At 62.7% G+C, this 26,370-nt stretch carries 21 protein-coding genes and 2 tRNA genes; 19 read left to right on the forward strand and 4 right to left on the reverse strand.

Annotation, left to right across the window (positions count from 1 at the left end; translation table 11 throughout):
- Positions 1-2: 2 nt before the first annotated feature.
- From grpE to hxlB, 19 genes are all read left to right on the forward strand, one after another.
- Positions 3-776: a nucleotide exchange factor GrpE gene (grpE, locus tag OXG98_13425; GenBank protein ID MCY3773004.1), complete on the forward strand. Its 774-nt coding sequence runs from the start codon at positions 3-5 to the stop codon at positions 774-776.
- Positions 769-1,920 carry a molecular chaperone DnaJ gene (gene dnaJ / locus OXG98_13430; protein MCY3773005.1) on the forward strand — a complete coding sequence of 384 codons (1,152 nt, stop codon included), beginning with the start codon at positions 769-771 and terminating at the stop codon, positions 1,918-1,920. The genes grpE and dnaJ overlap by 8 nt, the downstream gene beginning before the upstream one ends.
- Positions 1,921-1,971: 51 nt before the next feature.
- Entirely contained in the window at positions 1,972-2,874 is a 903-nt protein-coding gene (gene prmA, locus OXG98_13435) for a 50S ribosomal protein L11 methyltransferase (GenBank protein MCY3773006.1), read from the forward strand.
- A gap of 12 nt (positions 2,875-2,886) precedes the next feature.
- A complete protein-coding gene (locus tag OXG98_13440; protein ID MCY3773007.1) occupies positions 2,887-3,630 on the forward strand; it encodes an RsmE family RNA methyltransferase in 744 nt (247 codons plus the stop codon).
- 60 nt (positions 3,631-3,690) lie between these two features.
- Positions 3,691-4,035 carry a histidine triad nucleotide-binding protein gene (locus tag OXG98_13445; GenBank protein ID MCY3773008.1) on the forward strand — a complete coding sequence of 115 codons (345 nt, stop codon included), beginning with the start codon at positions 3,691-3,693 and terminating at the stop codon, positions 4,033-4,035.
- Positions 4,036-4,189: 154 nt separating this feature from the next.
- Positions 4,190-4,387, forward strand: a complete 198-nt coding sequence (gene rpsU / locus OXG98_13450; GenBank protein MCY3773009.1) for a 30S ribosomal protein S21 — start codon at positions 4,190-4,192, stop codon at positions 4,385-4,387.
- A gap of 16 nt (positions 4,388-4,403) precedes the next feature.
- On the forward strand, positions 4,404-4,868 hold the full coding sequence (locus OXG98_13455) for a GatB/YqeY domain-containing protein (GenBank protein ID MCY3773010.1): 465 nt from the start codon (positions 4,404-4,406) through the stop codon (positions 4,866-4,868).
- An 81-nt stretch (positions 4,869-4,949) separates the two neighbouring features.
- Positions 4,950-5,564: a CvpA family protein gene (locus OXG98_13460; protein ID MCY3773011.1), complete on the forward strand. Its 615-nt coding sequence runs from the start codon at positions 4,950-4,952 to the stop codon at positions 5,562-5,564.
- Positions 5,565-5,587: 23 nt separating this feature from the next.
- On the forward strand, positions 5,588-8,047 hold the full coding sequence (locus tag OXG98_13465) for a Smr/MutS family protein (protein ID MCY3773012.1): 2,460 nt from the start codon (positions 5,588-5,590) through the stop codon (positions 8,045-8,047).
- 120 nt (positions 8,048-8,167) lie between these two features.
- A complete protein-coding gene (locus OXG98_13470) occupies positions 8,168-8,749 on the forward strand; it encodes a thioredoxin family protein (protein ID MCY3773013.1) in 582 nt (193 codons plus the stop codon).
- Between the two features lie 51 nt (positions 8,750-8,800).
- A complete protein-coding gene (gene dnaG, locus OXG98_13475; GenBank protein ID MCY3773014.1) occupies positions 8,801-10,570 on the forward strand; it encodes a DNA primase in 1,770 nt (589 codons plus the stop codon).
- Between the two features lie 86 nt (positions 10,571-10,656).
- Positions 10,657-10,730: transfer RNA gene (locus OXG98_13480), tRNA-Ile, on the forward strand.
- A gap of 6 nt (positions 10,731-10,736) precedes the next feature.
- A tRNA-Val gene (locus OXG98_13485) sits at positions 10,737-10,810 on the forward strand.
- Between the two features lie 69 nt (positions 10,811-10,879).
- Positions 10,880-11,707, forward strand: a complete 828-nt coding sequence (locus tag OXG98_13490; GenBank protein MCY3773015.1) for an HAD family hydrolase — start codon at positions 10,880-10,882, stop codon at positions 11,705-11,707.
- An 18-nt stretch (positions 11,708-11,725) separates the two neighbouring features.
- The gene (locus tag OXG98_13495; GenBank protein ID MCY3773016.1) at positions 11,726-12,556 is read left to right on the forward strand and encodes a Cof-type HAD-IIB family hydrolase; all 831 of its coding nucleotides are present in this window, start codon (positions 11,726-11,728) and stop codon (positions 12,554-12,556) included.
- Positions 12,557-12,720: 164 nt separating this feature from the next.
- On the forward strand, positions 12,721-13,395 hold the full coding sequence (locus OXG98_13500; GenBank protein MCY3773017.1) for a hypothetical protein: 675 nt from the start codon (positions 12,721-12,723) through the stop codon (positions 13,393-13,395).
- A gap of 80 nt (positions 13,396-13,475) precedes the next feature.
- The gene (locus OXG98_13505; protein MCY3773018.1) at positions 13,476-14,252 is read left to right on the forward strand and encodes a LarC family nickel insertion protein; all 777 of its coding nucleotides are present in this window, start codon (positions 13,476-13,478) and stop codon (positions 14,250-14,252) included.
- 61 nt (positions 14,253-14,313) lie between these two features.
- Complete coding sequence (locus OXG98_13510) at positions 14,314-14,967, forward strand: orotidine 5'-phosphate decarboxylase (GenBank protein ID MCY3773019.1); 654 nt, start codon at positions 14,314-14,316, stop codon at positions 14,965-14,967.
- On the forward strand, positions 14,960-15,550 hold the full coding sequence (gene hxlB / locus OXG98_13515) for a 6-phospho-3-hexuloisomerase (GenBank protein ID MCY3773020.1): 591 nt from the start codon (positions 14,960-14,962) through the stop codon (positions 15,548-15,550). Before OXG98_13510 ends, hxlB begins: the two co-directional genes overlap by 8 nt.
- 37 nt (positions 15,551-15,587) lie before the next feature.
- Here hxlB and OXG98_13520 read toward each other — a convergent pair whose 3' ends face one another.
- The 4 genes from OXG98_13520 to OXG98_13535 form a co-directional block, all read right to left on the reverse strand.
- Entirely contained in the window at positions 15,588-17,207 is a 1,620-nt protein-coding gene (locus OXG98_13520; protein ID MCY3773021.1) for a hypothetical protein, read from the reverse strand.
- A gap of 82 nt (positions 17,208-17,289) precedes the next feature.
- Positions 17,290-19,179 carry a BamA/TamA family outer membrane protein gene (locus OXG98_13525; GenBank protein MCY3773022.1) on the reverse strand — a complete coding sequence of 630 codons (1,890 nt, stop codon included), beginning with the start codon at positions 19,177-19,179 and terminating at the stop codon, positions 17,290-17,292.
- 54 nt (positions 19,180-19,233) lie between these two features.
- Complete coding sequence (locus tag OXG98_13530) at positions 19,234-23,973, reverse strand: translocation/assembly module TamB domain-containing protein (GenBank protein MCY3773023.1); 4,740 nt, start codon at positions 23,971-23,973, stop codon at positions 19,234-19,236.
- Positions 23,974-24,007: 34 nt separating this feature from the next.
- Positions 24,008-26,314: a hypothetical protein gene (locus OXG98_13535; protein ID MCY3773024.1), complete on the reverse strand. Its 2,307-nt coding sequence runs from the start codon at positions 26,312-26,314 to the stop codon at positions 24,008-24,010.
- Positions 26,315-26,370: the final 56 nt, after the last annotated feature.

Consider the following 26,370-nt stretch of genomic DNA (forward strand, 5'->3'; position numbering starts at 1 on the left):
TTATGGGCAAGGAAGAGGAAGCCGGAGTGGAGTCTGCGGCAACGCCCGGTGACGTAGCGGAAGCGACCGGGACCGCGGCGCAGGAAAACGACCCCGGGGCCGGGCCGGATTCCGAAGCAGGACCGGACCATGGCGCCGAATCGGGAAATGGCCCGGCGGCCGAGGCGGAAGACCGGAACGTCGAGTCCGCGTCCGACGGAGAAGCGGACCCCGCGGAGAAGTTGGATGGCGCTCCGACCGATACGGAAGAGGATGAACAGGCCAGACTGGCCGAGGAGGCCCTGCGGTACAAGGACCGCCTGGTACGCCTGGCCGCCGAGTTCGACAACTACAAGAAACGTACCGGCCGCGAGTTCACCGCGCTGGTAAAAAACGCGGGTGAATCGCTGATCACCGAGTTGCTGCCCATCCTCGACAACATGGAAAGGGCCCTCCAGGCTCCGCAGACCTCCGAGGAGACCCGGTCCTTCGCCCAGGGTTTCGAGATGATCCGCCAGCAGTTCCTGGAGAAACTGGAGAAGGCGGGCATGAAGGAGATCGCGGCGGAGGGAACGCCCTTCGATCCCACGCGGCACGAAGCCGTCATGGCCGTAGAAAACGAAGAACATCCGGCCGACACGGTGATCAACGTGGTCGAAAAGGGGTACACGCTTAATGAAAAGGTCCTGCGCGCGGCCAAGGTCATCGTGACGCGCGCGACGGCGAAAGCGCCGGTCCAGGCGGATCAGGCGAACCAGGACAACGGCGGAAAATCGGATCCAGTGGAAGATGAATAAACAGGACTACTACGATACCCTGGGCGTCGCGCGCTCGGCATCCGAGGACGAAATCAAGAAGGCGTACCGGAAGCTGGCCATGCAGTATCACCCGGACCGGAATCCGGGCGACAAGGCGGCGGAAGAGAAATTCAAGACGGCCGCCGAAGCCTACGAAGTGCTGAGTGATCCGGACAAGCGTACGCGTTACGACCGGTTCGGCCACCAGGGCGTGGCGGGCGACTTCGGCTCGGGCGGCTTCCAGTGGGGGGACTTTACCCACGCCGGCGACTTCGAGGACATCCTGGGGAACCTGTTCGGGGGCAGCATATTCGGCGACTTCTTCGGCGGCCGGACCCGCGGAAGGGCAAGCAACCGCGGCGAGGACCTCCGGGTGAACCTCAGGCTGACCCTGGAGGAACTGGCCCAGGGCGTCAGCAAGACGATTCGAATCAAGCGTTACGTACCCTGCGACCACTGCGACGGCATCGGCGCCGCCGACCGGAACGGCGTGCGGACCTGCCCGACCTGCCAGGGGCAGGGCCAGGTTCAGCAACGCGCGAACTCCCTCTTCGGCGTCGTGATGAACGTGACGACCTGTCCGAACTGCCAGGGGCAAGGAAAGACCATAGACCGGCCCTGCGCCACGTGCGAGGGGCAGGGCAGACAGATGAAGACGGTCACGGTCAAGGTGGATATCCCGACCGGCGCCGGCGACGGGAACTACATGCGCCTCCAGGGCCAGGGCCACGCGGGTATCCGCGGCGGAACGGCGGGCGACGTGCTCGTCGTCATCGAACAGGAACCCCACGAGCTATTCGAACGGCAGGATGACGACATCATCTACGTCATGCCGCTCAGTTTCAGCCAGGCGGCCCTGGGCGACCAGGTGGAGGTCCCGACCCTTACGGGCAAGGTCCGGCTCTCCATCCCTCCCGGTACCCAGTTCGGCAAGGTGTTCCGGCTGCGGGGCAAGGGCATGCCCTATCTCAACGGGTACGGCCAGGGCGACCAGCTCGTAAAGGTCATCGTCTGGACGCCAACGGAACTGACCGGCCGGGAAAAGGAACTGTACCAGGAGCTGTCCCGGTTGAACAGCGGAAAGACGCCGGTAAACGACCGGGGATTCTTCAATCGGATCCGGGAAGAGTTGTTCGGCGACTGAAGCCGGTGCAGCCACACGAACCCGGGCCCGGTTGCCGCCTGATCCTCGCCTATGCGTCACTGGGTTGAAGTCACCATAGCCGTCTCGCCCGAAACCGAAGAAGCGATCGTCAACGCCTTCTGGGAGCTGGGTTCCAGCGGCGTCCTGCAATCCGGGGACGGACGTGCCGGCGCATCCGAATGCGTGACCGGGTTCTGGGCCGATCGGCCCGGAGTGGACGAGAAGCTAGACCGGATCGCCCACCTCTGGGAAGCGCTTCGCGGCCTGGGCGAGGCGGAAGGCCCATGCCGGATCTCCACGCGCAGGGTTGCTGAAGACGACTGGGCCGGGAAATGGAAAGCGCAGGTAGCGCCCGTCCGGATTTCGGACCGGCTCATGGTCGCCCCGCCCTGGTCCGAGGTACCCCGGTCCGACGGACTTCTCGCAGTCCGGATCAACCCGGGCACGGGGTTCGGCACGGGCGGGCACGAGACCACGCAACTGTGCCTGCGGCAACTGGAAAAACGGATTCGGCCGGGAGACCGGGTACTCGACGTGGGATCGGGGTCCGGCGTGCTCTCCATCACCGCGGTCCTCCTGGGCGCTTCCCGGGCGACAGGCATCGACATCGATCCCGAGACCATCGGAAACGCGCTGGAGAACGCCCGGCTGAACGGGGTAGCCGACCGGGTCGATGTATATGCCGGCCGCCTGGATCATCCCGCAATCGACGGACGGTACCGGATCGTGGTCTCCAATATCAGCGCGGCCAGCCTGACCGCCATGCTTCCCGGTTTCTCTGCCCGTCTCCACCCTGCCGGTGAGTTGATCCTGTCCGGTTTGCTCATCAAGGAAGCCCCGTCATTCGAGGCCACGCTGAAAGACGGGGGTTTTACTTTACTCGAACGGGAGACCCGGGGCGTATGGTGGGCCGGCGCGGTCCGTCTTGCGACCGGGCGGCCCGGCGTGCCGTGATCGGCGGAAACGATGGAATTCAGCTATGTGCCCCCGGACCGGATCTCGGGGAACGCGGCCTTCGTTACGGACGAGGACGAACAGAAACACCTGACGCGCGCACTGCGGAAGAAACCCGGGGATGCCGTTCGTTTCGTAGACGGCGAAGGCTGGATCTACGACGGCGTACTCGTTCGCGTGAAACCGGAGATCGAAATCGAGATCCGGGACCGCCGGAGAGACCGCGAGGCGGAATCGCCCGAAGTCACGCTCGCGCCATCGCTGCTCAAGGGGTCGCGGCTGGACGCGGTCGTCGAGAAGTCAACGGAGCTGGGCGTCGCCGTCATCCTTCCCATGCGCAGCGCCCGGACGGTGGCGGGCGGCAGGCCGGCCGGCGAACCGGGCAATCAACGGCTGGAGCGCTGGCGGCGCATTGCCCGGAGCGCAATGAAACAATCGCTGCGCGCCCGGCTGCCCCGGATCGTCCCGGTCACGAACCTGGTGGATATCGTGGGAACCGCGTCATCCTACGACCTGGCCCTGATCGCCTGGGAAGAGGAAAGGGAAAGGAGCCCGGCCCTCGCGACGGGCCTCGGCGCGGAAGCCAGGCGCGTCCTGCTGATGATCGGCCCCGAGGGCGGATTCACCCGGGAGGAGATCGCCATGGCCCGGGAAGCGGGCGTTCAAACGGTTTCCCTGGGACGTTCGCGCCTTCGGTCCGATACGGCGTCCATCGCGGGGCTGACCCTGCTCATGGCGGCGCTGGATGCCGTCTGACGGCGGCCGGCGGACATCCCGGTCCCGCGTCACGCACGAAGCTCCATGGAGGACGATAACATGTCCGAGTGTCTGTTCTGCCGGATCACCGCCGGATCGCTGCCCACCGAATTCGTCTACGAAGACGAACACGTCGTGGCCTTCCGGGACATAAACCCCGCCGCACCGGTGCATATCCTCGTCGTGCCGCGCGCGCATATCGAAACCGTCGCCGCCCTGGGCGGCGACACGACCGGGGTCATGAGCCGGCTCACGGCGGCGGCGAACCGGATCGCCCGGGAGTCCGGCGTCCATACCGATGGGTACCGGTTGATCGTCAACTGCGGCCGGGACGGAGGCCAGACCATCTTCCATCTCCACATGCACCTGCTCGGGGGACGTAAAATGCCCGAACTGGCCGCTTGAGCGGCGACGGACGGGACGAACGGCGCATATCGGGATCGGAGAAATTAACTCCTTGCTTTTTAAACCGGTCCATGGCATATTATGAAGGCTGAAACAGAGACGAAGAGTAAGACTTGGTTCACCCGATTCGAGTGGCATGAGAGGGGGTGTGAGGATGCCAGGTATTCGTGTCAGGGAAGGAGAACCGTTCGAAAAGGCCCTGCGGCGTTTTACCAAGACTTGCGAAAAAGTCGGCATCATGTCTGAGATACGCAAGCATCAGCATTTTGAAAAGCCGAGCGCGAAACGCAAGCGCAAGCTGAACGCGGCGAAGCGGAAGAATCAGAAGCGGCTTCAGCAGGAAAGATACTGATCCACCGGAGCGGGTCATGACGCTCAAAGAGCGTTTGACGGATGATATGAAATCGGCACTCAGGAACCGGGAAACCGTCCGCCTCGGCCTGGTTCGCATGATACGCGCGCAGATCAAGAACCGGGAAATCGCCCAAGGGAACGAACTGCGGGACGAGGAAGTGATCGAAGTGGTCTCCTCCCTGATCAAGTCCCGTAGAGAGGCCCTGGAGTTCGCCGTCAAGGGGGATCGGAAGGACCTGGTCGCCGAGGCCGAAGAAGAGTTGAAGATCCTTGCGTCCTATCTTCCGGATCAGCTGTCCGAAGAAGAGATCAGATCCGTGGTTCGGGAAGCCATCGATCAGTCCGGGGCCACGGGACCAAGAGACCTGGGCAAGGTGATGGGGGCGGTCATGCCTCGTGTCAAGGGCCGGGCAGACGGCAGGCTCGTCAACGACATCGTGCGGGCATGCCTGGCAACGCCGGCCATGCGGACCGGATGATTCCGTTAAATTCGCGGGCAGCGACGGTCCTTTTACGAAGCCTCTCCGAAACCCCGGAGAGGCTTTCTGTGTTTTGATGCCATGAACTGGATCGATATCGCCATCGTGATTCTCGTCCTTTACCAGATGGCAGCCGGCTATCGCAAGGGGTTCGCCGGCAGCCTGCTGGACCTGGCGGGAATCGTCGTGGCCGTGGTCATTTCACTGACCCAGTTCGGCCTGGTGTCCGACCTCCTCGGCCGCGTGACCGGCGTTTCCTCCGGCTGGCTGCACTGGCTCAGCCTGTTCGCCTGCCTCGGACTCGCGCTCGCGCTGACCAACGCCGTAACCGGTGTGATCGGCCGGTGGTTACGGGGCGCTTCAAAGTCTCTCCTCGACCGCGTGACCGGCTTTCTGCTCGGGGGTGCGCGGGGATGCGTCATCGCCAGCCTGCTGCTGATCCTGTACGTATTCATACCGTTCTCCGGTACGACCAGAGCGCACCTGGACGAATCGTCCCTTGCGCCGGAGACCCTGTCCATCGTCCCGGCCATCATCGATTCCGTGATGGACCGGGTAGACCCCGGTTCCCCGCCTCTCATGGACGAACTGGAACGCTACCTCGGTTCCGCGCCGCGGATCGGAATACTGGTCGATAGCGGCCGCCCGTGCGGATCGCCGGCCGAACATACCGCGCGCATGGACCGATCCGGGTAACTGGACGGGTAACAGGAACAAGCATGAAACCCGGTATCCCTCCCCATACGCTGACCGTACTGGAATTCGATGCCGTGCGGACCATGGTATCGGAAAGGACGGTCTCCGCGTCGGGCGACCGCCGTGCCATGTCCCTGGAACCAGGCAACGACGTCGTCGTGATCCGGAAGAACCTGCAGACCGTCACCGAGATGCGCGGGTTCCTGGACCAGGCCGAAACCGTTCCCCTGCGGAGCATCAAGGACATCGGAGAATCCCTGGAAGAGGCGGGCGTAGCCGGCGCCAGGCTGGAACCCCAGGCGCTTCTTGACATAGCCGACACCCTCCGGGTAAGCCGCCTCATGCGGGCGTTCGGCCAACGGCTGCGCGACGGCTCCGCCGTCCCCCACGTCCGATCCCTTACCGCCGGCCTGGGAGATTTCCAGGAAATCGAAACATCCATCGGGCACGCGATCGACGCCGACGGGAACATACGCGACCAGGCCAGCCCCGCGTTACGCCGGACCCGCACGGACCAGCAGACCACGAGGGAACGCGCGCGGAACTGGCTGCAGCGGTTCATTCAGTCCGAAACCGGAGCCCGGGCGCTGCAGGACCCGGTCATCACCATGCGGGACGGGCGATACGTGGTCCCCGTGCGGATGGATCATCGCGGCCAGGTGCAGGGCGTGGTCCACGACCAGTCCGCCAGCGGCGCCACGGTTTTCGTCGAACCCATGGGCGTCGTGGAGTTCAACAACCGGCTTCGCGAACTGGTCGTCGAGGAAGCCCACGAGATCGAACGCGTTCTGTTGACCCTGACGGACCAGGTGCACCGGCAGGTGGAGGCCATAGCCGTATCCTACGGGCTCCTGGGGCAACTCGACTTCTATCACGCCGCGGCCCTGTTGTCCCTCGACCTGCGGGCAACGCCGCCGCGGCTGAATACCGATGGGCGCATCGTCCTGCGCAACGCCCGGCACCCCATCCTGCAGCTGTCGGACCAGTGCGAAGCCGTCGTTCCGCTGGACCTTGAAGTCGGCGAAAACGCGAAAACGCTCGTGATTACCGGTCCCAACATGGGCGGCAAGACCGTCGCCCTGAAATCGGTCGGAATCATGACCGTGATGGCACAGGCCGGCTTGCACATACCGGCGGACGACGACACCGAAATCGCCGTGTTCGATGCCATCTTCGCGGATATCGGGGACGAGCAATCGATCGAGGCGAATCTGAGCACCTTCTCGGCCCACCTTGGACATATACGAACCATACTGGACGAGGCCGATGAACGCACCCTGGTGCTCCTCGACGAGTTGGGCGCCGGCACGGACCCTTCGGCGGGCTCGGCCATGGGCATGGCCATCCTGGAGTCGCTTACCCTGCGGGGAACCGTCACGGCGGCCACGACCCATTTCGACGCGCTCAAGGCCTTCGCCTCGCGAACCGAGAGGGTCGAAAACGGTTCGATGGTCTTCAACGTGGAAACCCTCACACCCTCCTTCCAGTTCAGGCAGGGGATCCCGGGCGCCAGCTACGCCATCGAGATCGGGAGCCGGCTCGGCATGCCCGAAGACGTCCTCGAGCGGACTTCCGGGTTCATGGGCACCGCCGAACGGCGCCTCGACGAAGTCATCATGGAGGTGGACCGGAAGCACGAACTGCTCGTCGACGCGCAGGAACAGGCCGAAAAACTCCGCGATGAGCTGAACGCCCTGAAGCTACACTACGAAAGTCAGATCGCCGCCTACAGGCAGAAAGAACGCGAAGTGATCGCTTCCGTCCGCGAAAAGACGGACCGGCTGCTGAAAGAGGCCCGGGACGCCGTCGACCAGGCGGTGGCCGACGTCCGCCGGGAACAGGCCGCGTCCAGGGTCGTGGAGAAGGCCCGCGATACGATCAGGGACCAGCGCGCGCTGCTTCAAAGCATGCTCGATTCCGTGGATGCGGACACGCCCCCTGCCGGCCCCGGCGATCCGGTCGCCGGCTCGGGCGGACCGCCTGCCGAACCCGATGCTTCGGTCACCGGCCAGGGAACGCCCGGGCAGTCCGTTTCGGTCGGCGACGAGGTCTGGGTGGGATCGCTTCGGCAGGCGGGCACGGTGCTCCAGGACCAGGGAGACCGCCTGCGCATCCGGACCGGCAGGATGGAGATCACGGCGCGGCGGGCCGAGGTCAGCCTTCATAAACCGGATTCGGAAAAGTCAGGCGGAACTTCGGCGAATCCCGTCAAAGTACGGGTGGACCGGCCCCGCGTTGCCCTTTCGGAACTGGACGTGCGGGGTTTTCGCGCGAGGGAGGCCATCGACGCCGTCGACCGCTACATCGACCAGACCGCCCTTGATGACCTCAACGAAATCCGTATACTGCATGGTAAGGGCACGGGCGCGCTGAGCAGCGCAATCCAGGAGTTTCTGCAGACCCACCCCCTGGTCAAATCCTCCCATTTCGCCGAACAGCGGGACGGGGGCACCGGGGTGACCATCGTGCAGATGAAAGCGTAAGCGCGGTCCTGGTAGCGGCACCGCGGCGACACGGAGGCGGCGGGCCGGTAAAGAGTCGGATCGCGGCAAGACGAATCCCCATACGCATTCAAGTCTCGCGTTTCATCAGGAGGAGCAATCATGGCCTTTACGCTGCAGTTGGGCGAAGCGGCGCCGGGGTTCTCCCTTCCGGCGACGGACGGAAGGACGTACGGCCTGGAGGATTTCGCCGGCGCGGAAACTCTGGTGGTGTTCTTCACCTGCAATCACTGCCCCTACGTGACGGGATCCGACGAAGTCACGCGCGGGACCGTGGAAAAGTACGCTTCCAGGGGGGTCCGTTTCGTCGGGATCAACTCCAACAGCGAGGTTACCCATCCCGACGACGACTTCGATCACATGGTCAGCCGCATGAATGTCCATCGTTTTCCCTGGGTCTACCTGCGCGACCTGTCCCAGGATACCGCGCGGGCCTACGGCGCCCTCAGAACGCCCCACTTCTATATCTTCGACCGGAACCGCAACCTGGTCTATACCGGCCGCGGAGTCGACAGTCCCAGGGACGCGGACGGGATTACGGAAAACGACCTGGAAGCGGCCCTCGACGATATCACGGCGGGCAGGCCGGTACGCACGCCGCTTACCAACCCCATCGGCTGCAACGTGAAATGGGAGAACCGGGACGCGCACTGGATGCCGCCCGAAGCCTGCGACCTGGTGTGAGGTTCATGAAAGCACCGGCTGAAGCCGGCCGGCATACATGGGGAGAGAGCCTTGGCGCGCATACCGGACGACCTCATCGATTCGATCCGGTCGCAGGCGGACATCGTGGACGTTGTGTCCGACTACGTCACGCTGCGGAAATCGGGTAGAAACTACCTGGGACTCTGTCCTTTTCACGACGAAAAGACGGCTTCATTCAGCGTGAACCCGGAACGCCAGATCTTCCATTGTTTCGGGTGCGGCAAGGGCGGCAACGTATTCACCTTTCTCATGGAGCACGAGAACGTTTCCTTCGTGGAAGCGGTCCGCCACATCGCCGGGCGCCTCAATATCTCCATACCGGATACGTACCGGGAACGCGAAGCCTCCAGCGAGGCGGAAAGCCTCGCGCGGGTTACCCGGTTTGCCGCCCGGTTCTTCCACGAGCGCCTGATGAACAGCGGCCAGAGTTCGATCGTACGGCGCTATACCGAGAAACGGGGGCTGTCGGACGAGACGATCAAGTCCTTCGGGCTCGGCTACGCGCCCGATTCCTGGAACGACCTGCTGAACGCGGCGCGGAAGCAGGACATCGACGCGCCCTGGCTGGTCAAGGCCGGACTGGCCAAGACCGGCGAACAGCGGACCTACGATGCCTTCCGGAAGCGGCTCGTCTTTCCCATACAGGCGCCGGGAGGCCGCGTGGTCGGGTTTGGCGGGAGAGCCCTTTCCGACGAGGATCAACCCAAGTACCTCAATTCACCGGAGTCCCCCATTTACCGCAAGAGCCAGGTGCTCTACGGACTGTACCAGGCCCGGGAGGCATTGAGGCAGCAAGGACGGGTACTCGTCGTGGAAGGATACATGGATCTGCTCGGCCTGCATCAGCACGGCGTCCGCGGGGTAGTCGCCCTGTGCGGAACGGCGTTGACGCGGGATCAGGCCCGGCTCGTGGCGCGGTACGGACAGCAGGCGTTCCTGGTCTACGATTCGGACCAGGCCGGGGTGAGGGCGACCTGGCGCGCGATCGAACCCCTGGTGGAAGCCGGGCTCTGGACCCGTATCGTGCGGTTGCCGGAGGGATACGATCCCGACTCGTACGTGGCAGAACACGGCCCGGACGGATTCCTGAAGCGCGTCGAACAGGCCGATTCCATTGCCGATTTCATGGGATTCCACGCCAACCTCCAGGAATCCGGCGACCGGGAAGAGGTATTTCGAACGCTGGCCGACCTGATCCGGAAGACGACGAACCTGGTCCACCGGGAGCGGTACCGGGAAGAAGCCGAACACCGGTTTCCGGCGCTGCAGGGCCTGCTGGCCTCGGAACTTCGGAGCCCGGGTGCCGTCCGGCGCGACCGCCGGTCCACTCAGGCCGAGAGCGAACAGGTTCGCGACGAAGCGCCGGTGGAACGGGGCCTGGTCCAGCTCATGCTCAACGACCGGGCCATTGCCGAACTCGTCGAGAGGCAACTGGAGCCACAGGATTTCAATAGTCCCCTGTACCGCGGGATCGTCGAACACTGTTTCGCGAAACTGGGCGATGAGGGGACCTATGACCTCTCCGGCCTGGTCGATACCATCGACAACGACGAGACCCGCCGGGTCATCACGGAACTGATCAATACGGTCGACTCGGGTGTTCACCTGGAACAAAGAGCCCGGGACCACATCATACGCATCAAGCAGAAACGGCTCAAGGAAAGCATGACCCGCCTCATGGAACAGATCAAGCAGATGGAAAAAGATGGGCGAAGCAGCGAATTGACCGAAGCCATGGCCACCTACATGGAACTCAAGCACCAGGAAAAAGTCCTGCTGCAGACGGCCCGCGGAGATTGAGCGACCCCTATCTTTTGCTTGACGATGACCCGCCGTCCATCTATATTTGTCCAGGCTGTCGGGTATGCTGACTGGGCGGTCATCATGGGCCTGTAGCTCAGTTGGTTAGAGCATCCGACTCATAATCGGACGGTCCCAGGTTCGAGTCCTGGCGGGCCCATATGCCGGGCGCTTAGCTCAGCCGGTTAGAGTGCCACGCTCACATCGTGGAGGTCAGTGGTTCGAGTCCACTAGCGCCCATTTCTGCATTGGTTCAACCGAAAAGGCGGGGGCTTTCCAGAAGTCTCCGTTTTTTTGATACGGTTCTGAATGTATCGTCTCATCGCCCTGGACATCGACGGCACGTTGCTCGACGGCAGCAGAGAAATGTCCGATGCCACGGTCGACGCCGTACATTACGCGATCGAGAGCGGCGTTCAAGTCACCGTGTGTACCGGGCGGAGCCTACCGTCCGCCGCGGACGCCGTGCGGCATCTGCCTTTGAACGCGCCGTACGTGCTGAACAACGGCGCCATGATTTACGATGTACCCAATCATCGTGCCAGGTATTTGCGACACCTCCCGAGTCATGTCGCGTTGGATGCCGTGAGGGTGTTTCGCAGCATCGGGTTTCATCCCATTGTCTACGGTCCCCTGCCCGAAGTGGGCTACTTCTACTATGACTCCTTCGATCCGGACAACCAGTCCTTTGTCGACTACGCCGAGCAGAACGCCGACCGCGTTCACCGGGTGGACGACGTCTGCGATTTTCTCCGGCAGGACATTACCTGTATCACGGTCGCCGAGCGCAACGAACGGGTCAGGTCCCGGGAGTCACACATAAGGGGGCAGCTGCCGGACGCGCAGGTGGTCTTCGAGATCAGTCCATGGGACCGCAGGTACAGTGTCATCACGGTAATGCCTTCCGGCGTTACCAAGGGCGAAGGGCTGCGCAGGCTGGCCCTGTTGCTCGGGATCGGCCTTTCCGAGGTCATGGCCGTGGGAGACAACCTGAACGACCTGGAGATGCTCGACGTCGCGGGCCTGGGGGTGGCCATGGGGAATGGAACACCCGAAATACGCGCCCGGGCGGATTATGTCACGGCTACGGTGGACGACGAAGGCGTCGCCCGGGCCATCGAACGATTCATACTCTGATCTGCAACGGCCGCTGCCATGTCCTACGACCTCATCGCGATCGACATCGACGGCACCCTGCTGACGTCCCGCCGCGAGATCTCTCCCGGGACGCTCCAGGCGCTTCGAAGGGCCGCCGAGGCCGGGAAACACGTGGCTCTTTGCACCGGCAGAAGCCTGAACTCCGGCCGGGCAGCCGCGGAGCAGGTGCCGCCTTCCACGACGCTGATCTTCCACAGCGGCGCCCTCATACTCGAGTCCCTCGACGGCCCGCTGCTCAGGGCAGTCAACATGCCCCGGTCCCTGGCGATCGACCTGGTCGATTTCATCAAGCGGCGGGGACACGATCCCCTCGTCTACGAACCGGTGCCGGAAAGCCGGTATATCTGGTTTGAGCGTCCCCGTTCGGCCAATGGCTGGCGGGAACGCTACCTGGAGGCCAACGCGGACAAGGCCTTTCAGGTGGAAGGTCTGGACCAGGTGCTGGACCGGGACCCGGCGCAGATCGCCGTCGCCGGAAAAGGTTCGTCCATGCGTGACCTGGAGGCGGAGCTGACGGGATACGGGAACCGGATCGGCACCATCATGTCGCGCAGCACTTTGGTGGACGACTACTGGTGCATGGAAATCGTACCGGCCGGCGTGTCGAAGGCGAAGGCCCTTGCTTTCCTCGGTGACCGGTACGGAATCGCGCCGGAGCGCATGATCAGTATCGGTGACAACTTCAACGACCTGGACATGATCGAATACGCCGGACTCGGCGTCGCCATGGGGAACGCGCCGGACCCGGTGCGGCGCGCGGCGGACCTGGTCGCGCCGACCAACGACGCGGACGGCGTCGCCCACGTCATCGACACCTGTCTCCTGTGAACCCGTCCCTCCCCGTGGAGCCAGGGAGGGAGAATCCCTTTGATTTTTAAAGAATCTCCCCCTATCTTCCTGTATAATCCCGTTGGCGGGTTCGACGAGATACGGCGAACGATTGGCCTGGACTGAAACAGCGTGCCCTGACCGGGGAACAAGGAGACTTTCAAATGATTCGCATGGCTTTGACTTCCATGGCGCTTTCCGCGTTATTGCTGCTGACCGGAACCACCGCGCCCCTGCATGCCCAGCATGACGACCCGAACATGGAATGGGTGATGGACGGCCCCTTGTATGACCGGCTGGGCGGCGAAGAGATGATTATGGGCGTGATCGATGACTTCGTTGCCTCGACCGTGGAAGAGGAAACGTTGAAAAGCCACCTCGAAGGAGTCGACCAGGAAGCCTGGAAGGCGGCCCTGTTGGCGCAGTTCACGGTTGTCTCCGGCGGTGAAATCGAGTACGACGGCAAGAGCTTCAAGGAAAGCCTGGGAGAAATGGGCATCGAGGAAGAGGCCATGGACCTCGTTGCCGAGCAGTTGACCATCGCGCTGGAGATGAACGAAGCGTGGCCGGAGGACGTGGATGAGCTGCTGGTGGCCCTGGAATTGAAAGAAGCCGAGATGGCGGACGAAGAGATGGCGGAAGAGGAGATGGATTCGGACGGCGTAAGCGGGCACGGGGAGCCGGAAGAGGGAACCGGCAACGACAGTGACGGAGAGAACGCGAACGCCGAAATGGATACCGACGCCGAAATGGATACCGACGCCGAAATGAACGCGAACGCCGGAATGGATACCGACGCCGAAATGAACGCGGATGCGGAAGACGCCCCGCGCAAGTAGCCGGGCAAGTCTCTCCTATGGGATCTTATGACCGGACGATTGGAGGTGATCGTCCGGTCATTTATGTATAGGGCGGTTCGATGGCCATAGCGTACTTCGATTGCTTCTCCGGTATCAGCGGCGACATGATCCTGGGCGCGCTGGTGGACGCCGGCCTGGACTTCGATACCCTGAACAGTGAACTGAAGAAAATGCCCCTCGAAGGCTACCGCCTCAGCCGGTCGACGGTGACCCGCCAACATATCGCGGGAACCAAGGTCGATGTCGCCGTTCGGACTTCGAGCGGCCGGGAAATCATCGAAGGACCCGGCGAGGACGGACCTTATCACGACCACGGGGAAGCGAGGCACCTGAGCGACTTGACTTCCGTCATCGAAGACAGCACACTCGATGCCCCGGTCAAACACCAGGCCGCTCGGGTGTTCGATCAACTGGCGACAGCGGAAAGCGAGGTACACGGCATTTCGAAGCAGGAGGTGCACCTGCACGAAGTCAGCGGGGTGGACGCCATCGTCGACGTCGTGGGCGCCTGCATAGGCCTGGCCCTGCTCGACATACGACAGGTGTACGCCTCGGCACTGCCGTTGGGACGGGGGTTTATCCATTGCGCCCACGGCCTGATGCCGGTCCCCGCCCCGGGTGCGCTGGAACTGATGCGGGACATGCCGGTTTACCACACCGGGATCGAGGGCGAACTGGTTACACCGACCGGTGCCGCGTTTCTGAAAGCCACGGCCGACGGGCACGGTATCATGCCGAGGATGGTGTTGAGGAGGATCGGTTACGGCGCCGGCACCAAGGATTTCCCGGAGCATCCGAACCTGCTCCGGGTATGTATTGGCGACCCCCTGGATTAGACCGGATCAGGTCGGGCGGACCGGGTAAGATGTCCGCCTCCGCTATGCGAATACCGTCATCATGCTGCTCCAGCTCGCCCTGGACATTCCCCACGCCGCAGCGGTTCGCCGCCTGCTGGACGAGACCGCCTTCGGGGTGGATATCATCGAGCTCGGCACACCCCTGCTGATCCGTTACGGGACCGGCATCATCTCCGAGATCAGACGGGATTATCCCGAAACGAAGATCCTGGCGGATCTCAAAATCGTTGATGCCGGCGCCCTGGAATCGGGCCTTGCCTTCGACGCGGGAGCGGATATCGTAACCGTGCTCGGGACGGCGCACCAGACTACACTCTGTGAAGCAGCCGAGCAGGCGAAGCAGTCCGGAGGCCGGATCATGGCCGACCTGATCACCGCACGCGAAGCGGATGAGGCCGTCCGCCTGGCCCATGCGCTGGACCGGGCCGGCATGGACTTCATCTGTCTTCACACGGCTTTTGACATACGGGGACAGGAGGATTCGGCGCCGATACCGGAACGAATCGACCGGGTGGGCGCAGTAGTTCACCGGGCGGGGCTGGCCGTCGCGGGTGGATTGAATCCCCGGATGATCGAGCGCCTGGTTCCCCACGATCCGGATATCGTGGTCGTGGGGCGTTACGTTACCGGAAACGTCGATCCCGGCGGGGCGGTCCGCCGGATCAGGGAGATCATGCATCGAACCGATGGATAACGAGACAGCCTCTTCCCCGTTTGACGAAATCCGGCGGACTATCCTCGACGAGATGCGGCGGACGCTGAACCGGGTCTCATCCGAAGAAGTCGAAGCGCTCGTGCGGGAAGTCACGGAGGCCGGACGGGTCTTCGTCGCCGGCGCGGGACGTTCCGGGCTCGTCATGAAGGCCTTCGCCATGCGGCTCACGCAACTCGGCTTTCAGGTCCATGTGGTGGGTGAAACAACCACACCGGCGGTCAAATCGGGAGATCTGCTGCTGATCGGATCGGGATCGGGCGTAACGGAACGCCTCGTCCACTATGCCGGAAAAGCCGTCGAGGCCGACGCGCGGGTCGCGGTAGCGACCGCCGACCCGGGATCGCCCGCCGCCCGGCTGGCCGACCTGGTCGTCGTCATACCCGCGCCCACGCCGAAATCGTCGAAAGAGACCGGCGGCCAGGGACTTCGGTCGCACCAGCCGATGGCCACGCTCTTCGAACAGTGCCTCGGCGTGATGCTCGATGCCGGCGTCAAGCTGCTCATGGCGCAACTCGATGAAACCGAGCGCGGCATGTTTGCCCGCCACGCCAATCTTGAATAAGCACCGGCAGTTCCGGTGTACTCCGCGGGCCGCGGTGCTACGCCCTCGACAGGCGCCTGAGCACTTCCCGGTTCAGGACTGCCCGCAGAAATCCGCGCCAGTGGCCGTCGCGGTCTCTATCCGCCGACCGGTACGGATCGGTACCCATGTACAATGCGCCGCCGTCTTTGTGCGGCTTCAACAACACCGCGGGCGAACCGTCGCCCCACCGTCCGATGAAGCGCACGTCTTCGTCTGTTTCCGCCGGGCGGACCCGCCACTGGTGCGCGTCGAGCGCGGCCCCCTCGGGCAGATCGGGCCAGCCGGCGGTCAGCAGGATCCGATCCTGATCATTGAGGACGGACTCCCGCCGTATGCCGAACACGCGTTCCCGCGCGGCGCCGTGGCGCATCCCCTCGTCCAGGCTGAAGTCGTCGGCCGAACCCACGATCCATCCACCTGCCCGCATGTACCGAATCAACCGATCGACGACCGCGTCTTTGACCGTTGGACAGGGCGTACAGAAAAGCAAATCGCACCCGGAGAGTCTGTCTCCTTCTGAAATCTGGTGATCGGACGCGAATCCCACCTCCAGTCCCGTACTTTCTTCGAGGATGCCATGGGGCGTCAGCACGTCCAGCCCGGGCTCGCGGCTCGCGAAGGAATCGTACGAAAACAGGCATCTGTACTCCGGGGCCGGCGCATTCGCGCGTTCCGTCTCCGTCACCGATCGACTCAGTGCGGCAATCGTCGCCCATTGCTCCGGGTTCGATTCCGACAGGGGCCTGCCTCGTATGGCGCGGTCCTCCCACCACTCGGTATCGTCCCAGGCATGCCAGCCAACGGCCGAAACGCCCGGCGCGCAAGCCGCGCGTGTCCATTCCCGCAGTTCCCGAAGCGTGGCCTGATACCTGCTCCGCGCCACCTGCGATCCCACGACCATCCAGACGTCGCTGTCCGTCAACGTCCCGGACATGCGCACCGCCCAGCGGATCAGGCGATCCGTATCCGATGCGGACCGAAACGGCGGGGATCCCGGATCGATGATGACGAAGTCCAGCGCGCGGGCCGTATGCTGAAAATGGACCAGCGTATCGGCGGGAAGGAGAGCGTCAAGATGGAAACCCACCGTCGTTTTCAGGTTCGACCTCACCTTCTTCACGGCCCTGACCACCTCCGCCGTGAACGAGGCATACTGTTCCATCTGCCAGATCCTGCGTCCATGCCGATATCCGTCTTCGGTCAGTTCCATGGTCGACAGACGGCCTTCGACGGACTCCATCACCGGTTGCCAGCGGTCTTCGGGATACTCGCTGCCCCCCGTCGGCGCGTCCTCCAGCTGCAGCGCGTACAATCCCTTGCAGGACCCGAATACTTCTGTCACGCGCTGTACATAGTCCAGGCGCCACGCCCGCGTGTCGGGCAACAGGTACAAGGCCTTCGGATTGCCGATGTGCAGGATCGACCGGATTCCCGCGTCTTCCGCGGCGGCGATCATTTCTTTCAGGCGGTTCGTCTGGTCTTCCGAAGTCAGTTGGTTTCTCAGATCGAATCCGGCTCTCAAGACAACGTATTGAAAGCCGTTGGCCTTGAGCTCGGCAAAGTCGTCGCGCCATCGGTCCGCGCGGGCAAACTCGTTATAGTACGTAAAGGCCTGCAGTCTTGATTTGGCGAACATGTCTCCCTATCCGGTATGAGTCTGCGAATGTAACCGCGCCGTTATAGTGAATGCATTAAGAATAGGCACCGTCCGTTAAAAATCAAAACGCCTGTCCCAGCCCGAAATAGAAGAAAGTCCGGTCGTACTTTCTCGAATTGGGCAGGTCGATCTTGCTTTGATTGTGAAAGCCCACGTCACCCCGTATCAGACCGATCGGCGAATTCACCCGTACTCCCGCCCCGTAACCCAGCAGGAGATCCCCGAATCCGAAAGAACCCACCGTCTTCCCCACCCCGCCCCAGTCCGCGAATACGGCCAGGTCAAACCGGGATAGGGGTACCTGGATTTCATGCTGCGCGCTGATGGCGATCAGTCCGCCGTCGGGCTGGCCGATCCGGTTTATGCCGAACCCCCGCACCGATCGGTCGCCGCCGATGAACAGTCTGCTGTCGAGGGGTACGCGGTTTTCATTAAGCGCCTTCACGTAGGCGAACGAGACAGAAGTTGAAAAATCCGGCGCGTTGGGAATGGACAGGTATTTACGGGCTGTGGCCCTCAGCGTAAGTATCGAGTTCCGGTTGAGCGTGGAACTGCCGAGCAGGGGGCTGGCCACGCTGCTCTGGAATTGACCGAAGAATCCCGTCTTCGGGTTCAGGATATCATTCCGCGTGTCGTACGTCACAAGCCCGGTCAGACTGCCTTCGCGCCTGGACCGGAGGCTGTCGGCTTCCGAACCGCTTCGCAGGAGGTCGGCCAGTTCGTCGCTAAACGACGACACCTCGATGTTCTTCAGCGTATAGGTCAGTTGACTGCGGTAGGTGCGAGAGAGTTCGCGGTTGACCGCCACGGACACGCCCGCTTCCTGCTCGGTATGGCTGATGCGGTCCTCGCGCCGGAAGAACGCGCGCAGGATGCCCGTCGTCCTGGTCCGGAACAACCACGGCTGCGTGACCCCCGACTCGACGTGCTGGAAGAGCGAACTGATCTGACCGTTGGCGCCAATGGTGATCCCCCGGCCCAGCCAGTTTCGGTAGGCGACACTGAAGCTGCCCCTGAAGCGTTCGGCCGTGGCGAACCCGGCGCCGAAGCTCACCTCTCCCCCGGGCAGTTCGGTGACCTCCACCACCAGGTCCCGTACCGTAGTGGAGGTGTCGCTCCTCAGGGGAGACAGGCGCACGCTGCGGAACAGGCCCGTCTGGAAGAGCCGGGTCTGGCTCAACGATATCTTCGCGTTGTCGTAGAGTTCTCCCGGTTGGATCTCCAGTTCGCGGATCACCACGTTTTTGTGGGTCTTCCGCAGACCTCGGACCTGTATCGCGCCCACGCTGACAGGATGCCCTTCGAAAACCCGGAAGTTGACGGTAACGGAATGGTCCTCCGCGTGCAGCATGATGTTCGAGTCCACCGCCACGTCCAGCAGCGCACGGCGATCGGCGAGACGCTGGATGTAGCGTTTGTCCGTCGCGGCGGACAGCCGGTAGAAAACCTGGCCTTCCCGCGTAATCAGGTTCTGCCGGATCTCGTCTTCGGACAGGTATCCGAAGCCGTTCAGATTGACCGCGCGCACGGTGTACCGCGGACCTTCGTCGATGACGATCCTGAGCGCGACCCGATCCGCGTCAATCTCGTCGCGAACGGACCGGACCCTGGCATCCAGAAATCCGCTGTTCCTGTAGAAACTCTCTATCGCCGCCAGGTCGGTCCGCCAGATGGCGTTGTTCACTCGACTGCGTTGCCAGAATCTGGGTCGAAGAAAACTGTCCGTTCTGGTTTCGATCAGACCGAGGATACGGTCCTCGGCGATGGCCGCGTTGCCTTCGACGACGATGCGCTCGACGATGTCGGACTGCTGGGCGTCAGCGGGGGAAGCGTACAGGATCGCCAGGAGAAACAGCGTCCGGACCGCACCGGGATACCGCGTCCGGGATGAACCGATACGACCCGATTCGGCAACGGTTGGCTTCGAGGGAAGCCTCATTCCCTTTACCATGTGAATTGCCTGACCGTTTGGTCCCCTGTCGTCCTTACATGCAAAGGCGCAGGCTTACCGAAACCGGAATTTGACCTGGAGGTCGATTCCATTCTGGGGAAGTTCGCCCGATTGATCGGAAAACGTCTCGATATACAGGAAGTCGGTCAGTTGGTAACCGACCCGCAGCGAGTATTCCGAAGATTGGAACAATCGGGTAAAACTGACCCGGGCGCGCCGGTTGATCCGCTTGCTGAGGGTAAGTTGAACCGGCGATCCGGCCTGAACGGCGCTGTTCATCGAGAAAGGATCGCCCTCGACCTGGACTTCGTCGAGATTCAACAAGGCCTCCGCGAGTGCTTCGCCGGTAATTAAAAAGGCCCTGTTTCTCATACCGGCGTATTCATCGGGCGTGCCCAGGCTGGTGAGTCCGGCCGTGCCGAAAGTCAGCAGGGAGACGACCTCGGGCCCGTAGATTACCTCGGGGCCGGCAAGCGACCGGGAACCCGAAGCCAGAATCTCCGTAGCGTTGTCGTCGCGCGGCGCGGCGCGCAACTGGGGCGTCACCGTCGACACCGGTCCGGACGCGAGCAGTTCCACTTCGTAATAGGTATCGTGAATGTCGCGCACGCGGGGCGCCCAGGCCTGAATGTTCAGGACCGGATCGAGCTGCGCTACCGGGTACTCGATCAACGCGGTGAAGCTCTCCAACGGTACGCGCCTGGTCAGGTCGATCCGTCCGGTTTCCAGTTCGAAGGTGGCGCCCAGGTACCTGATCACGCCGTCTTCCTCGGCAACGGCGTTTCCGGTCACCAGGGGATTCTGCACCGTATTGCCGAGGGCCACTCCGCCCTCGACGGTCAGTTGGGCGATATTGTTCTCGACGGCCAGGTCGGTCACGTCCACGGCTACGTCCAGCGCGATGCTTTCCAGGAACGGGTCCGGCGTGTCCTGCGGACGTATGATCGCGTTGTCGAGGAGCAATTCGCCTATATCCAGCGGATGCGTAACCACGCCAGTCACGACGATCGGATCGGCTACATTGTAGATCCGTGAACGATCCCGGTTGCCGGTCCAGGCAAGCGATCCGTCGATAATGAGCATGGCCGAACCGAGCCGTTCCACTTCAGCCTGGCTGAAATCGGCATAGGCTTCGATTTCGGCGAAGGACAGGTTGTCCGTCAAGAGGTCGCCGGAAACCCGGACCGTGCCGTCCCCGGCGCGGAACGCTACGGGCTTTAGCCCGAAGGCGCCTCCATCGACGTCGACCTGGAGCACGTCTGCCCGGAACGTCGGTTCGAACTCACGGAACCGCAACGCCGCGTCCCGAACGGTGACCTGACCGACCGACCGGGGTGAAGCGGGTGTTCCTCCGATGGACAGGCGGATGTCGGCCTTCCCCTCGATGCGTTCGAGATCGTACACGACGCCACTCAGGAAAGACAGGTCGATGTCGTCTCCTTCGACGGTCAGGGCGATATCCTCCACACCGGTCGCATCGCCGGTCCTTTCATTACGGGCCGGGTCATAGGGTATGGTGCCGTGGGCGGTTATGGTATCGCCGCCTTTGCGAATCCTCAGGTCCCGGATGGCGATTTCCCCGCCACCATACACTAAGTGGGCGGCGAGGCTGTCCAGGGAGGCCTGATTGTATCTCGGTTGATCCATGGAAACGCGGGCGTCTATGACCCGGGCGGAGGGCGGACCGGTGACTTCGATCCGGGTATTCACGTTACCGCCCAGGGGAAGGTCGAGATTCGCCAGTGCCATTACGGCGTCCATCCTGATCTGTTCACCCAGGATGGTGAAGTCGGACGCGCCCGCACCCGTTCCGCCATTGACGTACGCCAGGCGGCCGCGCATCGTAAGCCGGCCCCGCTCGTCATCGGGTTGGTTGATGCGGCGAATCGTGGCGGACACGGAATCCATATGGATGTGGGCCCCGTCGAAATGCAGCCTTACGGGGTTCGTGTTCACCAACTCGTTCTGGAGTCCGAACAGTTTCAGCGAATCCAGCGCCATGACCCCGTTGACGTCGCCGCGGTCCCGGACCGACCCGTTCACGTCGATCCTGCCCCGGATGTACCCGTCCAGGTCGGCAGGCACGATCTCGAAGAACTCACGCAGGGGCGCTACGGCCAGGTTGTCCACGACCAGGGACGCCGTGTATCTTTCGCCGGACGGAAGCGACTCCGGCTGGACTTCCGGCGCCCACCGCAGATCGACCGGATAGGCAAGATCGATATCCGATCGTCCCAAAGGGCTTTGCACGGATAGCACGGGAACCCGCAGCAATCGGTCTTCGTAAAGCGCCGAGGCGGTCACCGTGCCAAGCAGGTTGGTTCTGTTTCCTATCGCATAACGCACGTCCGAAACGGTCAGCAGGCCATTGATGCTAGGATCGCCCGGGGTTCCTCCCAGGGATATCACCCCGTCCATGGCGCCGCTGAACGTGCCTTCTGATACCAGGAAAGGAGAGAGGAACTCCAGTTGCACGTCTTCCAGGACGGTTTCGAGGTCGACCCGCCCATCGGCGGCGAGACTTGCCGTACCGTTGACCGTGATCCGGCCGAAATCACCCGTCAGCCTGAATTCGTCCACGGTAATGACCTGGTTCTCGAGTTTCACGGTGGAGGGGGCTACGGAATGCAGTATCCGGTCGTTCATCAGTACATCAAGTGAATCAAGGGAGACCGTTATGGCGGACCGGTCGGGATACCCGGCCAGTCCCACGGCGTGTATATTCCCGCTGAACGTGCCGGTGCCGCCTTCGATCGGTCTCTTGGAAAGTATGGAGAGGAGAGGTGACAGCGAAGTCTGCACCAGATCGACCTGCAGATCGTAAGTGTTCTGTCCGGTCAGCTCGATGGATCCCTCCGCCGAAACGGTGGGGCCGGGGTTTCGCGTCATAGTGAAATCCAGGCGGTCTTCGCTGATCTTCATTTCCAGATCGGTGTCGCCCAGATTTTCGTTTTGAATCGCCAGGTTTCGGACGGTACCCTTCCCCTTGACGGAGGGTTGTTGAACGGTGCCGGAAATACCGCCCTGCATGCGAAGAATGGCATCCAGTCCCCACCAGGATTCGCCCCGGAGGTAATCTCCGAGCCTGAGGTCATGCACGTTGAAGTAGCCGGAGACAGCCTGGTCTCCGGTCAGATTCGTCCTGGCATGGAATTCCAGCCTGTCCAGCACGGCATTGATCGTCATGCTGCGTTGTTCGTCCAGAAAACCTTCGATTTTCGTTTCGCCGAGGAGGACATCGCCATAGGCCAGGCCGCTGACCCAGCCACCCAGCCGGACGGTCGGCCGCCTGAGCGTGCCTAACAGGTAGAGATCCAGTTCGGCCGAACCACGAAGTTTTGCGAAATCCAGCGGCGGGGGCAGGATTCCGACGTCGTTCACGTCAACCGAACCGGTCAACTGAATGTCTCCATCCGTGCCGAGCCGGCCCTCGGTGTGTACCAGGAAAGACGCTTCCCGGAGGTCGACCCGGAGTTGGCCGCGACGGTACCCGGCCGATACCGTCACGTCCCGCAGCGGCAGGTCGTTTATGCTCACCAGGGTGGAAGAAGCGTTCAGATCGGCCCTGCGAGGCGCATCGTCGAACCCGCCCCCTTCCATTTCGAAGGCGAATTCCACTTCTCCCTCGAGCGCGCTTCCGTCGTCGACAAGGGCCGGCGGCAGCGCGGAGAGCATGAGACCGGGTGACTCCAGCTGCAAGCGATATCCGGTAGACTCCCCGCTAAAGTCGAGCAACCCCCGTCCCGACACCCATCCCGCCTCATGCTTTCCCCGGAACCGACCGACCGTGAGCACATTCCGCGCATACGTCATATCCACCGTGGCCAGATTGAACGATCCGTACTCCGATCGCACCACCGGTGATGTGAACCTGGCCTTTAAATCCGGGTCGGACAGACTGTTGCGCAGCGACCCGGTCATGCTGAAGATCCCGGGCATAGTGTTTTCGAAACCGATAATCCGCAGTATGGCGCCCACCTGTCCGTTCGCGGCGAAATCCAGCGTGGCGGGATTCTCGCGCGCGGTCGAGATCTCGCCGGTCACGTGAAATCCCATCGGGGGGCCGTGGGCGGATTCCATGGTCAGGTCGTGAATCGTAACGGCGTCTCCTTCGAAGTATACGTCCGCGCGCATATTCGTTACGGCGTCTTCATATCCTCCAATATGGTAAGCCACGTGCCCTGCGCCTATTTCGCCTTCCATCGTGAAGGGCCGGAGCACGGCGCCGCTGAAACCGACTTCCCCGGCGCTCACCGCCGTGGAATCCGCGGGATCGTAATAGCGGAACGTGCCGTTCCGGATCCGCAGGTCGCGCAGATCAAAGGGCAGGCCGGACATTCCCTCATCTGATGACCCGACCGCTTCCTCGTCCCACGCCGGATCCTCCAGCAGCAGAGACAGGGAACTCTTCCCGCTACCGGCGGCGTTTTCGAAGTAGGCCATGCGGAATCCGTCGATATCGACGCTGTAGAGCGGCGCCTCTCCAAACACGGCGTCCCAGACGTTGAAGCCTATACTGATCTCGTCCGCTCCCGCGACTTCCCCGCCGGTCTGGATGTCCGGAAGGCGAAGGGATACGCCCCGCATCGCCAGGTGCGTCCGCAAACCAAGCTCGATCCGTTCGATCGTTACCTGTCCGTTGAGCCGGTCCTGTACGGTCCGCTCCACGGCGCGGCGGACCTGGTCCATGCCCCAACCGGTACCCAGCAGGATGAAGACGGCCAGGCTCGCGGCCAGTATCAACGAGGCCAACAGACCCAGCCCTATAGTCCATTTATTTAGCCGCAGGTTCATGTGCCATTACCGGGAAGTGAAGGCGCCGAAGCCGTTAATCGAACAACTTGTGGACGAAACGGGTTCTCAGCGCCCTGGCCGCCCATTCCATGTTTCGTTCAATGTCCCGCCACAACTGTTCGCCCGGTCCGGTGCCGTTTCCTTCCTCATAACCCAGACGACGGGCGAGAAACAGGAACTCCTGGGACGTCTTGTCCGGAAGGACCAGGTCCCTGGCGTTGCCGCGCACCATGCGCAGCGCGTTGATCAGCCTGACCAGGAAACGATACGCCGTGCCGAGCATGTCATGCTCCTCGTCCGAAAGGTAACCGGCCCCGTTCAGCGCTTCCATGGCCTCCAGCGTAGTCGGTCCGCGAACCGCCGAATTGCCGACGCCGTAGCGAATCTGCAGATCCTGTACGAAGTACTCGATGTCGATCAACCCGCCGTAACTGTATTTGACGTTGATGGCGCCGGTTTCGACCAATTCATCGTTCTGCCGTTCGCGCAGATGGGTCCATGAACGGCCGTCGACCGGGGCGTCGGCGTACACGAAGGCATCGCGGGCGGCCTCGACGTTCGCACCCAGGACCGGATCGCCCCCGATGGCGCGCAGCTTGATCAGCGCATGGCGCTCGTAGGGCAGGGCGCCGCCCTTTTCGTTGAAATACGCGTTGAACTTCTCGAGCGACGAGGCCAGCGCGCCCTTTTCGCCGTAGGGCCGAAGCCGGAGGTCGATTTCGAACAGGCCTTCTCTCCGGGATTCGATGGTGCCGCAGATCATGCGCACGAGCCGCTCGTAGTACTCCGAATTCAACACGGTCTGGGGGCCGCTCGTACTGCCCTGTCCGGCGTAGACGAACAGCAGTTCCATGTCGGATGCCCAGCCCAGTTCCCTGCCGCCGCATTTCCCCAGCGCACAGATACTGAAAACGCAGGGCGCGCCGGAGGGCAGCAGCGGCGCGCCGTATTGCCGGCGCTGCTCCCGGTCGCAGATATCGTACGCCGATTCCAGGATCACCTCGGCCAGCGTGGTGAGCTCACGGGAAAAGGCCTGGATGTCTTCGTGCTGCTCCAGGATCTCGCGCATGCTGATCCGCAGCATCTCCTTATCCTTGTAACGGTTCAGCAACTCCTTGCGGCGGGCGTAGCTTCCGACCCTGGACAACCGTGCGCCCAGTTCGCCTTCCATCTGCTCCCGCGATCTGACGATTCCGACCACCTTGATGTCCTGCAGCACGGGGAAGAGGTTCTTGTACTGCATCCTGAGGAAGTCTTTCCACAGGAAATCGCTTGTGCCGAAGAGCTTTGCCATCGCGGCGATTACTTCCTGCTTCTCCAGCTGGTCGAACATCTCTTCCATCGCCCGGCCGGGCCGGACGTTGGCCAGGACCTGGTCGATCAACTGGTTGAAATGTTCCAGGGCCTGGGCGGGATTTGGCGCCCGGGTCAGCAGGTGGGTAAACTGCTTGATGAGCGCGATGACGAATCGCAGTTCCTGGAGTTTCCGCGGATCGGTGATCTTCGCTCCGCGCCGGTCGGTCACCTCGAGCGTATCCTGTACCTGGACTCCGGCGGCCGCGATATCGATGCGTCGAATGTTGATGTTACGCAGCGCCAGGGCGGTCGACAGGGCGTACAGAAACGCCGGCGTGTCCTGGCCCGTGATGCCGAGACGGGTCGCCCCGGACCCGGTGTCGTTGTCGATCGTCACATGCACCGGGAACATGGAGGAGGTCTCCGCTTCCTGCTCGCGACGGAGGTAGTCCACGACGCGCTCGTTGATCCTTCGCTGCAATGCGCCGGCGCTGTCCATGCGCAGACGGCGCATGGCGTCCTTGATTTCCAGCGTTATGGCGGGCCAGTCCGGCGGCTCCTCCGACGGCGCGTGCACCCGGAAGACATCCACGATCTTTCGCCGGGAACGCAGCGACGACGAGGTGATGCCCGGCGGCGCGGCCGGAGTGCCCGAGCGAACACGGCGGCGACGTTGAAGCCGGGAGGACCGCTTGCCCGGATCGCCGGCCGGTTCCGCGTCGGCGTAGGTGAATACGTCCCCGCGGCGTATGCTCAGTCCGTTGGACGCCAGGAGTCCCGACAGGATGGAAATCACCGAGAGGTAATCGAAGGCCACGACGGTAAGGCGCCACGTCGAATCGTCCAGGGGCTCCACGTCGACCTCCGCGGCGTTGTCCGGTCCAAGCCGGCTGATCATCCCGATGTGGCGCCGGATCACTTCGGGCTCGTATCGCTCGAAATAGGCCGGCGCCATCCTGCCGATATGATCCCTGACCAGGATATCCGGCAAGTCATTGCCCTTGAGTTGTTCCGAAAGTTCCGCGAAAGGTACCGTATTCGTCATGCTCTGGTTCCGGGGTGGTTTGGCGGGACACAAAACTCCTAAGATACAAGATACAT

The sequence above is a fragment of the Gemmatimonadota bacterium genome, assembly GCA_026706345.1.
GTDB lineage: Bacteria > JAAXHH01 > JAAXHH01 > JAAXHH01 > JAAXHH01 > JAAXHH01.

Excerpts from the sequence above, each read along its gene's own strand:
- grpE (MCY3773004.1), top strand. The coding sequence starts at position 3 with ATGGGCAAGGAAGAGGAAGCCGGAGTGGAGTCTGCGGCAACGCCCGGT.
- dnaJ (MCY3773005.1), top strand. The coding sequence starts at position 769 with ATGAATAAACAGGACTACTACGATACCCTGGGCGTCGCGCGCTCGGCA.
- prmA (MCY3773006.1), top strand. The coding sequence starts at position 1,972 with ATGCGTCACTGGGTTGAAGTCACCATAGCCGTCTCGCCCGAAACCGAA.
- OXG98_13440 (MCY3773007.1), top strand. The coding sequence starts at position 2,887 with ATGGAATTCAGCTATGTGCCCCCGGACCGGATCTCGGGGAACGCGGCC.
- OXG98_13445 (MCY3773008.1), top strand. The coding sequence starts at position 3,691 with ATGTCCGAGTGTCTGTTCTGCCGGATCACCGCCGGATCGCTGCCCACC.
- rpsU (MCY3773009.1), top strand. The coding sequence starts at position 4,190 with ATGCCAGGTATTCGTGTCAGGGAAGGAGAACCGTTCGAAAAGGCCCTG.
- OXG98_13455 (MCY3773010.1), top strand. The coding sequence starts at position 4,404 with ATGACGCTCAAAGAGCGTTTGACGGATGATATGAAATCGGCACTCAGG.
- OXG98_13460 (MCY3773011.1), top strand. The coding sequence starts at position 4,950 with ATGAACTGGATCGATATCGCCATCGTGATTCTCGTCCTTTACCAGATG.
- OXG98_13465 (MCY3773012.1), top strand. The coding sequence starts at position 5,588 with ATGAAACCCGGTATCCCTCCCCATACGCTGACCGTACTGGAATTCGAT.
- OXG98_13470 (MCY3773013.1), top strand. The coding sequence starts at position 8,168 with ATGGCCTTTACGCTGCAGTTGGGCGAAGCGGCGCCGGGGTTCTCCCTT.
- OXG98_13490 (MCY3773015.1), top strand. The coding sequence starts at position 10,880 with ATGTATCGTCTCATCGCCCTGGACATCGACGGCACGTTGCTCGACGGC.
- OXG98_13495 (MCY3773016.1), top strand. The coding sequence starts at position 11,726 with ATGTCCTACGACCTCATCGCGATCGACATCGACGGCACCCTGCTGACG.
- OXG98_13500 (MCY3773017.1), top strand. The coding sequence starts at position 12,721 with ATGATTCGCATGGCTTTGACTTCCATGGCGCTTTCCGCGTTATTGCTG.
- OXG98_13505 (MCY3773018.1), top strand. The coding sequence starts at position 13,476 with ATGGCCATAGCGTACTTCGATTGCTTCTCCGGTATCAGCGGCGACATG.
- OXG98_13510 (MCY3773019.1), top strand. The coding sequence starts at position 14,314 with ATGCTGCTCCAGCTCGCCCTGGACATTCCCCACGCCGCAGCGGTTCGC.
- hxlB (MCY3773020.1), top strand. The coding sequence starts at position 14,960 with ATGGATAACGAGACAGCCTCTTCCCCGTTTGACGAAATCCGGCGGACT.
- OXG98_13520 (MCY3773021.1), bottom strand. The coding sequence starts at position 17,207 with ATGTTCGCCAAATCAAGACTGCAGGCCTTTACGTACTATAACGAGTTT.
- OXG98_13525 (MCY3773022.1), bottom strand. The coding sequence starts at position 19,179 with ATGGTAAAGGGAATGAGGCTTCCCTCGAAGCCAACCGTTGCCGAATCG.
- OXG98_13530 (MCY3773023.1), bottom strand. The coding sequence starts at position 23,973 with ATGAACCTGCGGCTAAATAAATGGACTATAGGGCTGGGTCTGTTGGCC.
- OXG98_13535 (MCY3773024.1), bottom strand. The coding sequence starts at position 26,314 with ATGACGAATACGGTACCTTTCGCGGAACTTTCGGAACAACTCAAGGGC.